9 protein-coding genes and 1 tRNA gene are annotated in these 8,364 nt (G+C 65.6%); 3 read left to right on the top strand and 7 right to left on the bottom strand.

Features of this window, described 5'->3' with window-relative positions; genetic code table 11:
* A partial coding sequence (locus tag ACOJTD_RS01995; protein WP_420131267.1) for a gamma-glutamyltransferase occupies positions 1–867 on the top strand: 867 nt, incomplete at its 5' end.
* Positions 868–1,238: 371 nt separating this feature from the next.
* On the opposite strand, the gene ACOJTD_RS01990 is transcribed toward ACOJTD_RS01995, so the two are convergent.
* Positions 1,239–1,646: a hypothetical protein gene (locus ACOJTD_RS01990; RefSeq protein ID WP_420131266.1), complete on the bottom strand. Its 408-nt coding sequence runs from the start codon at positions 1,644–1,646 to the stop codon at positions 1,239–1,241.
* 180 nt (positions 1,647–1,826) lie between these two features.
* The gene (locus ACOJTD_RS01985) at positions 1,827–3,431 is read right to left on the bottom strand and encodes a histidine kinase famiy protein (RefSeq protein ID WP_420131265.1); all 1,605 of its coding nucleotides are present in this window, start codon (positions 3,429–3,431) and stop codon (positions 1,827–1,829) included.
* A gap of 235 nt (positions 3,432–3,666) precedes the next feature.
* Between ACOJTD_RS01985 and ACOJTD_RS01980 the strand changes: the two genes are divergently transcribed.
* A complete protein-coding gene (locus tag ACOJTD_RS01980) occupies positions 3,667–4,074 on the top strand; it encodes a YccF domain-containing protein (protein ID WP_420131264.1) in 408 nt (135 codons plus the stop codon).
* Positions 4,075–4,162: 88 nt separating this feature from the next.
* Positions 4,163–4,239: transfer RNA gene (locus ACOJTD_RS01975), tRNA-Arg, on the top strand.
* 113 nt (positions 4,240–4,352) lie between these two features.
* Here the strand turns inward: ACOJTD_RS01975 and ACOJTD_RS01970 are convergent.
* The 5 genes from ACOJTD_RS01970 to ACOJTD_RS01950 all read right to left on the bottom strand — a co-directional run.
* Complete coding sequence (locus ACOJTD_RS01970) at positions 4,353–5,294, bottom strand: diguanylate cyclase domain-containing protein (protein WP_420131263.1); 942 nt, start codon at positions 5,292–5,294, stop codon at positions 4,353–4,355.
* Positions 5,295–5,452: 158 nt separating this feature from the next.
* Positions 5,453–6,391 carry an acetamidase/formamidase family protein gene (locus tag ACOJTD_RS01965; protein WP_420131262.1) on the bottom strand — a complete coding sequence of 313 codons (939 nt, stop codon included), beginning with the start codon at positions 6,389–6,391 and terminating at the stop codon, positions 5,453–5,455.
* 29 nt (positions 6,392–6,420) lie between these two features.
* Complete coding sequence (urtE, locus tag ACOJTD_RS01960) at positions 6,421–7,119, bottom strand: urea ABC transporter ATP-binding subunit UrtE (RefSeq protein WP_420131261.1); 699 nt, start codon at positions 7,117–7,119, stop codon at positions 6,421–6,423.
* Positions 7,116–7,841 (bottom strand): ABC transporter ATP-binding protein, encoded by a 726-nt coding sequence (locus ACOJTD_RS01955; protein WP_420131260.1) that lies wholly within the window; start codon positions 7,839–7,841, stop codon positions 7,116–7,118. Before ACOJTD_RS01955 ends, urtE begins: the two co-directional genes overlap by 4 nt.
* A partial coding sequence (locus tag ACOJTD_RS01950; protein WP_420131259.1) for an ABC transporter permease subunit occupies positions 7,841–8,364 on the bottom strand: 524 nt, incomplete at its 5' end. The genes ACOJTD_RS01950 and ACOJTD_RS01955, both read right to left, overlap by 1 nt.

Genomic DNA, 8,364 nt, shown 5'->3' with positions numbered 1-8,364 from the left:
TGGGCGGCGAACGGCGGATCGCTGACCGTCGAGGATCTGGCATCATTCCGCGCCCATGTCCGCGAGCCGCTGCGGATTCCGTATCGCGGCGGCGCTGTGTACGCGACGCCCGAACTCACCGCCGGCCCGACGCTGGCGCATACGCTGCGGGTACTGAGCGAAGACCTGACCGCGCAAGGCGGCGATCCGGATGCCGAGGCTTACGCCGCCTATGCGCGCGCGCTGCAATCCGCCTATGCGGAGAGGCTGTCCGACATGGGCGACGCCGACGGCCGCCGCGCGCTCGGCGCCGAACATCTGGCGCCGGCCTGCACGACGCATTTCTCCGTGGTCGATCGCGACGGCAACATGGCGGCGGTGACACAGACGCTGCTGTCGAGCTTCGGCTCGAAATTCGAAACGCCGCAGACCGGCATCATGATGAACAACGGCATCATGTGGTTCGATCCCGAACCCGGCCGGCCGAACTCATTGGCGCCCGGCAAGCGCTGCCTCACCAACTACACGCCGGTCGTCGCGCAGGCCGCGGACGGCCGCCGCTTCGCACTCGGCGCCTCGGGCGGACGGCGCATTCTGCCGGCGGTGGCGCAGATCCTGTCGTTCGTGATGGACTACGGCATGGATCTTGACGCGGCGATCCATCAGCCGCGGATCGACGCCAGCGAAGGCGCGGTGGTGATCGGCGACGTTCGTCTGCCGGGCGCCACACGCGCAACGCTTGCTGAACGCTTCACCTATGAGGAAGCGCGAGTCCAGACCGTCCCGATGAAATTCGCCTGCCCCAGCGTCGTGCTGCGCGAACGCGACAGCAATTCGGGCGCGACCGAAATTGCACAGCCCTGGGGCGACGCCGTAGCGGAGAGTTGAGCGGTCGCAACTTCGCACGCGCGACGCGCCATCACCGCGTACAATTACTAAGTACAACTACGTGGATTCGACGCATGAACTACCAGGGCATGCACCATAGAGATGAAGGCTGAGGGAATCATCGCGATCTGGTTGCTGGCGATCCTGTCGCGGACGTTTTACAACTCTTTGGTAAGCAGGTTTCCGCCCGGCCGCGATCTCGGCCTCACCCTGTGAACGGCCGCCATGTCCGAGACCTGTCGTGAATACACGCTGGCGCGTGCGTGCCCCGCTTGTGCGGGCCGGATGATGCTGATCGGCTGCCTGCCCAATCTGCCGCCGCGGCGCCGCGTTGCCGTATTCCGCTGCGAGACCTGCGACCACGTCGTCGCTCAGGAGGACGCGAGCGCCAGCGCCTTCTCCGCCGCGGGACTACGCGCCTCCGCCAACCACGGGCCGTAGGTTTCGATACGCCAGGGCCCGTGTGTTTCCGCGCGCCACGGGCCGTGTACTTCCTCGGGCTCCATCGCGTCGTCCGACGCACGCGCCGGCGCTGCCGCCTTCGGGCTCCGCGACAGGTCCCCGCTGAAGATCGCCGACAGCGACGTCAATTTCTCCGGCTTGAAGGATGTCAGCGCGTCGAGCTCAGCGACATCCCGCTCGCGCCCGTTCGGATCGACGATCGAGACCAGCCAGCCTTCGCTTTCCCACACGCGCGCTTTGGCGAGCGCAATCAGGCCGCTGCTGCGCACGCTCTGCATCTTCTCGTCGTTGCGGATCGCCGTCACGGTGTAGGGCAAGCGTTGATTCCCTTCCAAATCCCGACGCGAATCTGGCCGAGGGCTTTGACCGCAATTCGCCCCGACGATGGCGATTTTGCGGTGCGGGGAACAGGCTGGTCGGCGTTCGCTGTCCGCGAGGACCAGTCGAATCGGCGCGACACGATAAGCGATACAGGCATCGCTTCGCTTCCGCTCGGCTCAGGTCACGCCTGTCGGCCCGTCGAGCAGATGCCGCACGCGTCGAATCAGATCCGTGCGCCGATACGGCTTGTTGATGACGTCGAACTCTTCCGAGGCGGCATCGTGCTGTTCGAGCACGGCTTCCGAATAGCCGGTGGTGAGCAGCACCTTGAGCTTCGGCTGACGCTTCAACGCTTCGCGCGCCAGCACCGCGCCGTTCATGCTGCCGGGCATCACCAGATCGGTGAACAGCAGATCGAACCGCGTCTCCGCGTCGAGCAGTTCGAGCGCTTCGCGCGCGTTGCTGGCGGTCTCGGTATGATAGCCGAAATCCTCCAGGATCGAACACGCCAACTCGGCGACTTCCGGCCGATCCTCAACCACAAGGATACGCTCGCTGCCGGCCCGGTCCATGGCCATCGGAGCGCGAATCGACGGCTTCGGCAGATCCTGCGTTGTCGCTGGAAACAGCAGCTGCACAGTCGTGCCATGGCCGATCTCGCTGTAGATATGCGTACTGCCGCCGGACTGCCGCGTGAAGCCGTACACCATCGCGAGCCCGAGACCGGTGCCTTTGCCTTCTTCCTTGGTCGTGAAGAACGGCTCGGTGACACGCTTCAGGATGTCGGGAGAGATGCCGTTGCCAGTGTCGGTCACCTTCAACACGACGTAGCTGCCACCGCGCGGCACGCCGAATTGCAAAGTATCTTCCTCGGCGATGTCCTTGTTCTCGGTGCGGATCGTCAGCGTGCCGCCGTTGGGCATCGCGTCGCGGGCATTGACGAACAGATTGAGCAGCGCCACTTCGGCCTGGGTTTGGTCGATGCGGCTGTTCCACAGATCGCTCTGCGTCTTCACCTGCACGTCGACATTCTCGCCGAGCGTTCGGCGCGCCAGCTGTACCAGCGCCTCGATCATGTTGTTGAGATTGATCGGCCGACTATCGAGCCGCTGCTTGCGGGCGAACGACAGCAATTGCTGCGTCAGCGTCGCGGCGCGGGTCGCGGCCGAGCGGATGTTCTCGACCGCGCGCTGATGGCGCGGCGCCATCGTATCGGTCGCGGATTGCAGCGTGTCGGCATAGCCGATGATCACCTGCAGCAGATTGTTGAAATCGTGGGCGATGCCGCCGGTGAGCTGGCCGATCGCCTCCATCTTCTGCGCCTGCACCAGCGACGTCTCCGCGTCGCGGCGACGCGACACGTCGAGCTGCGAGGCGAAGAAATACACCAGCTCGCCATCGCGATTATATACCGGGCTGATGAACAGCGCGTTCCAGAACGCCGCGCCGTTCTTGCGATAATTGAGGATCTCGACCGCCACGTCGCGACGATTGGCGATCGCCTCGCGAACGATCGCCACGGAGTCGCGATCGGTGTCGGGCCCCTGCAGAAAACGGCAATTGTTGCCGACGATCTCGGAGAGCCCGTAGCCGGTCATCTCCAGGAACGCGCGGTTGGCGAAGATGATCGGGTTGTCGGACTGCCGCGGGTCGGTGACGATCATCGGCATCCGCGTCGTTTCGACCGCCGCGAAGAAGATGTCGTGATTCTGATGGTTGAGATCGATAGCATCCCCGCGATCCACGACGGCGCGTTCGCGGTGAGGCTTATCGTCAGACATTCAGAACGGGCTCCTTGAAGACGGCAACGGGAACTGTAATGCCGCAGCGACGGTTCCGTTCCGGCTTGCTGGCGGCCGCAGCACAGCATCCCGCACTGCGGGGTAATAGAATACAGAAAGCGAACTGTTCGCGACAAAAGCGAACTGCCTTCGGTTTGCCACAACGCTGGATCGTGGACGGCGACCTCCCGACTCAGCGACATTCGTTCCCATATCCCTCGCGGAGAATGCCCCGATGTCCCCGGTTTCGCTGCTTCTGAACATCCTCTGGATCGCACTCGGAGGCTTCTGGATGGCGGCCGGCTGGGCCCTCGCCGCCGTCATCATGGCCATCACCATCATCGGCCTGCCCTGGGCCCGCGCCGCCTTCAGCATCGCCGCCTACACGCTGTTCCCGTTCGGCTACATGGCGGTCCCGCGCGAGATGGTCACCGGCCGCGACGACGTCGGCACCGGCCCGCTCGGCGTGCTCGGCAACATCATCTGGTTCGTGTTCGCCGGCTGGTGGCTGGCGCTCGGCCATCTGGTCACGGCCGTCCTGCTCGCCGTCACCATCATCGGCATCCCGTTCGCCTGGGCCCACCTCAAACTCGCCGGCATCGCGCTGTGGCCGATCGGCAAGATGATCGTGCCGGCGGAGTGAGGCTGGCAAAAGCCCGTCGGCCAATCCGGCAACGGTGCCGCTCTGGCCCGTTGCCGACCCGCCGCCAATCGGCTACAGGAACGGGCAAGCACCCGTAGCTCAGCTGGATAGAGCGTTGCCCTCCGAAGGCAAAGGTCACACGTTCGAATCGTGTCGGGTGCGCCATTCCGATGTTGCGCGGAATTCGGACGCACAGCTCCAGGCATTCTGACCTAAGAGCCGCTTCATATCCCGAGCGGGAGTGGCGGCGGCGCGGCTCGCGCGCCCGTCAATCGGTGCTAAGCCGCGCGGCTTTGGGTCTCGTCGCCGATCAGCTGGACGCGGTTCCGGCCCGCCGCCTTGGCCCGGTAGAGCGCAAGATCGGCTTCTTCGAACAGGTCGGCGATCCGCCGACGATGCGGGCGGCCGATCAGGGCGGCGCCGATCGAGGCGCTGACTTCGATACGATGGCCGTTCCAGAACAGCGCCCGGCTGAGCATCGCGAGGGTGTGCTGTAATACCTCGGCGATCCGTGCCGGACTGCGCGGCGCCCGCAGGATGATGGCGAATTCGTCCCCACCGAGCCGGCCGACCAGCCCTGCATTATGAAACGCGCGCCGCAATCGTCGCGCAACCTCGCACAGGCATGCGTCTCCGGCGAGATGGCCGAGCGTATCGTTGAGTTCCTTGAAGCCGTCGAGGTCGATCAGCACCAGCGCCGAGGCGAAGCCGTAATTCAGACTATCACCCACGACCTCCCGATAACGCGCCTGAAAGATCGCGCGGTTGGCGAGACCGGTGAGAGGATCGGTCTCGGCCTGCCGCCGCAGGTGCTCCAGCGCCTGCCGGTCGGAGGTGACGTCCTGTTTGGCGCCGAAGATGCGCACGGGCCGGTCGCCGTCCTGGGTCGCGTTGATCGACAGACGCATCCAGCGCCGTTCGCCGCGCCAGGTCTGGATCTCGGTGTCGAGCGTGACCGGGCGACCGCTCCGGATCACGTCGGCGCGGGCAAGCTCCATGTTGCGCCGCGACTCGTCGAGATAGAGATCCACGATTGCCGCCCGCCGCAACGGGTTGCCCGCCGGATAGCCGAAGATGTCGTAGACGCCCGACGTCCAGCTCAGGCGTTCGGATTGGAGATCGCACTCCCAGGCGCCGATGCGAGCGGCGTTCAGGGCCTGATCATAGAGCCGGACACGCACCTCGTCCGACAGAACCGAGGCAGCAGCGTCTTCCCTCATCGGCGATCCGGCAGCGTTGCATGACCTTATCCAAGCACCATAAGCCTAGGGTCACCGCGTTAATGATCCCTATATGTGGACCTGTGTCCGACCGGCGCAGGCACGGACGCGCGCAGCCGGACATGCCACGCGCGGCGCTGCGGGAGTTCGCCGGCTCTTTACAGGTACGCCTTCGGCAGCAGCATGTGGATGCCTTTGTTGCCGTCGACCAACTGGGTGACGCGCAGATTGCCGGCCAGCGAGCACAGCATGTAGGCTTGGTTGCGCGATAGGTTGGTGCGGTCGCAGATGTGCTTGACCATCTCACGGACCGCCTGCTTGGCGGCGTCGTCGAGGTCTTCGTCGAGCCCGATCGACATCAGATGCGTGGCGCTCTCGGCGAACGGCCAGGTCAGGTCCATGTCCTTACGCACGGTAAGCCGGAACGTGCCGGTGACGCCGGTCTCGAGCGCGGTGATGCAGACTTCGCCGTCGCCCTGCACGCCGTGGCCGTCGCCGGCGAAGAACAGCGCGCCCTCGTTGAACACCGGCAAGTACAAGGTGGTGCCGGCGCGGAGTTCCTTGTTGTCCATGTTGCCACCGAAGGCGCGCGGCACCGGCGAGCCGCAGCGGCCCCAGGCCGGCGGCGGCGCGGTGGCGATGATGCCGAAGAACGGATCGAGCGGGATCTCGGTGCCCCACGGCATGATGCAGACGTTGCGGTCGTGATCGACCTTGGGATGAATCGTTTCGTAGTCGGTGAACTCATCCGGCAGCGTGCCGAGCAGCGGCAGGATCGACACGAAGCCCCAATCCTGGCGAACCTTGACGCTGAGGATATCGACCTGCAGCACGTCGCCGGGCTTGGCGCCCTTCACATGCACCGGGCCGGTGATGAAATGCGGCCCCGGCCCCTGCACCATCGTATCAAGCGCATGCAGATAGTCCGCCGGCACGATGCTGCGATCCTCCGGCAGCGTCTCCTTGCCGCCGGCTGGAAACGAATGCAGCGTCACGGTGTCGCCCGAGGCGACTTCGAGCACCGGCGGCGTGGCGCTGTCGAGATAGCCCCACACCATGTTCTCGGGCGTCGCTGGAATTTCGTGGCGGCGGGACATCGCATCACTCCGTTGGATGTTGATAGGGATCAGATCGAGATATGGCGGGCGAGCGTGTCGCGGCTCGTGGTGTCGATGCGACCGGCTTCGGCGACGCTGCCGCGCGACAGCACGACGAACGAGTCGGCGAGGCTGACGGCGAAATCGAGATACTGTTCGACCAGCAGCAGCGAGAGCCGCCCCTTGAACGCTGCCAGCACGTCGCGGATCATCGCCACGAGATTGGGCTGAATGCCTTCGGTCGGCTCGTCGAGGATCAACAAGCTTGGCTTCGTCACTAATGCACGCGCGATCGCGAGCTGCTGCTGCTGGCCGCCGGACAGCGCGCCGCCGGGGCGTTTCCACATCTGGCTCAGCACCGGAAACAACCCGATCGCCTCGTCCATCGTCGCCGTGCCGAATGTGCCGTGGGCGCGCGCCGCGGCCTCGATGTTTTCGCCGACGGTGAGTTCGGAAAAGATCTCGCGGCCCTGCGGCACGTAAGCGAGGCCGGCCGCGGAGCGGCGATGCGACGACCAGGCGGTGATATCAGTGTCGTCGACCAGCACCTTGCCGCGCGTCACCGGCAGTACGCCCATCAGGCATTTCAGCAGCGTGGTCTTGCCGGCACCGTTGCGGCCGAGCACGGCCAGGCATTCGCCCGGTGCGATGGCGAACTCGACGCGGCGCAGCACCTGCGCGCTGCCATAGTGTTGATCGAGACCTTCGACGCGGAAGCGCATGGTCATCGTCCCAGATACACGTCGACGACGCGCGCGTCGGCGCGGGCGTCCTGCATCGAGCCTTCGAACAGCGTTCGCCCCTCGTGCAACACGGTGACGCGATCGGCGATTTGTTCGACGAACGCCATGTCGTGCTCCACAACGACGATGGCGCGGTCCGGCCGGCGCAGCTTGCGCACCAGCAGTGCGGTGCGCTCCGTTTCCTCATCGGTGAGGCCGGCGACTGGCTCGTCCAGCATCAGCACCTTCGGCCGCGACGCCAGCACCATGCCGATCTCCAGCCATTGCTTCTGGCCGTGCGCCAGCTCTGACGCCGAGCGATCCGCGAGCTCGGTCAGTCCGACCTCGGCGAGGACTTCGTCGACGCGCGCTGCAAGCGCGGCCGGCGACAACGTCCGCCGCAAGCTGCCCTGCGCGCCGATGGCGATGTGCTGACGCACGTCGAGGCCCTCGAAGATGCTCGGCTTCTGGAACTTGCGGCGCAGGCCGGCGCGGGCGATCTCGGATTCGCTCGAGCGCGTGATATCGATGGTCTCGTCGAACATCACCCTGCCCTGCTTGGCGCGGGTGATGCCGGAGACGACGTCGAGCATCGTGGTCTTGCCGGCGCCGTTCGGGCCGATCACGGCACGGACTTCGCCGAAGTCGATCGCCAGCGACAGCGCATCGATGGCGCGGAAGCTGCCGAATTCCACGGTGACATCGTCGATCAGCAGCGCCACCGCCATCAGCGCAGCTCCGGCGTTTCGGAGGCGAGGCGCTTGACGCCCATCGGCCGCGTCAGCTTCCACTTGGCGAGATCGACCAGCCCGTTGGGGAAGACGAGCACGACCAGCACGATCAATCCGGACAGGATGAACGGCCACAGCTCCGGCGCTGCGGCGGACAGCCAGAACTTCAGCGCGTTGACCAGCACGGCGCCGATCACCGCGCCGATCAGATAGCCGCGGCCGCCGATCGCGACCCACACGGCGATCTCCAGCGACAACTCCGGCGATAGCAGCCGCGGATTGATGATGCCAACCTGCGGCACGTACAGCATGCCGGCGAGTGCGGCGATCAGCGCCGAAAGGCACCACACGGCGAGCTTCAGCCGCAGCGTTTCGTAGCCGAGCGTACGCAGCCGCACCTCGTCGTCGCGCGCCGCGATCATCAGCACGCCGAAGAAACTGCCGAGCAGCAGCCGGCAACCCAGCAAGACGAGCGCCAGCACCAGCACCGAGACGACAGCCATCGCGATCACCGCGCCGA

The sequence above is a fragment of the Rhodopseudomonas sp. genome (assembly GCF_048594845.1).
GTDB lineage: Bacteria > Pseudomonadota > Alphaproteobacteria > Rhizobiales > Xanthobacteraceae > Rhodopseudomonas.
This window is presented reverse-complemented; position numbering and strand designations above follow the sequence as displayed.

What these genes read in the sequence shown, in the direction of transcription:
- ACOJTD_RS01985 (WP_420131265.1), bottom strand. Translation starts at nt 3,431, where the DNA reads ATGTCTGACGATAAGCCTCACCGCGAACGCGCCGTCGTGGATCGCGGG.
- ACOJTD_RS01980 (WP_420131264.1), top strand. Translation starts at nt 3,667, where the DNA reads ATGTCCCCGGTTTCGCTGCTTCTGAACATCCTCTGGATCGCACTCGGA.
- ACOJTD_RS01970 (WP_420131263.1), bottom strand. Translation starts at nt 5,294, where the DNA reads ATGAGGGAAGACGCTGCTGCCTCGGTTCTGTCGGACGAGGTGCGTGTC.
- ACOJTD_RS01965 (WP_420131262.1), bottom strand. Translation starts at nt 6,391, where the DNA reads ATGTCCCGCCGCCACGAAATTCCAGCGACGCCCGAGAACATGGTGTGG.
- urtE (WP_420131261.1), bottom strand. Translation starts at nt 7,119, where the DNA reads ATGACCATGCGCTTCCGCGTCGAAGGTCTCGATCAACACTATGGCAGC.
- ACOJTD_RS01955 (WP_420131260.1), bottom strand. Translation starts at nt 7,841, where the DNA reads ATGGCGGTGGCGCTGCTGATCGACGATGTCACCGTGGAATTCGGCAGC.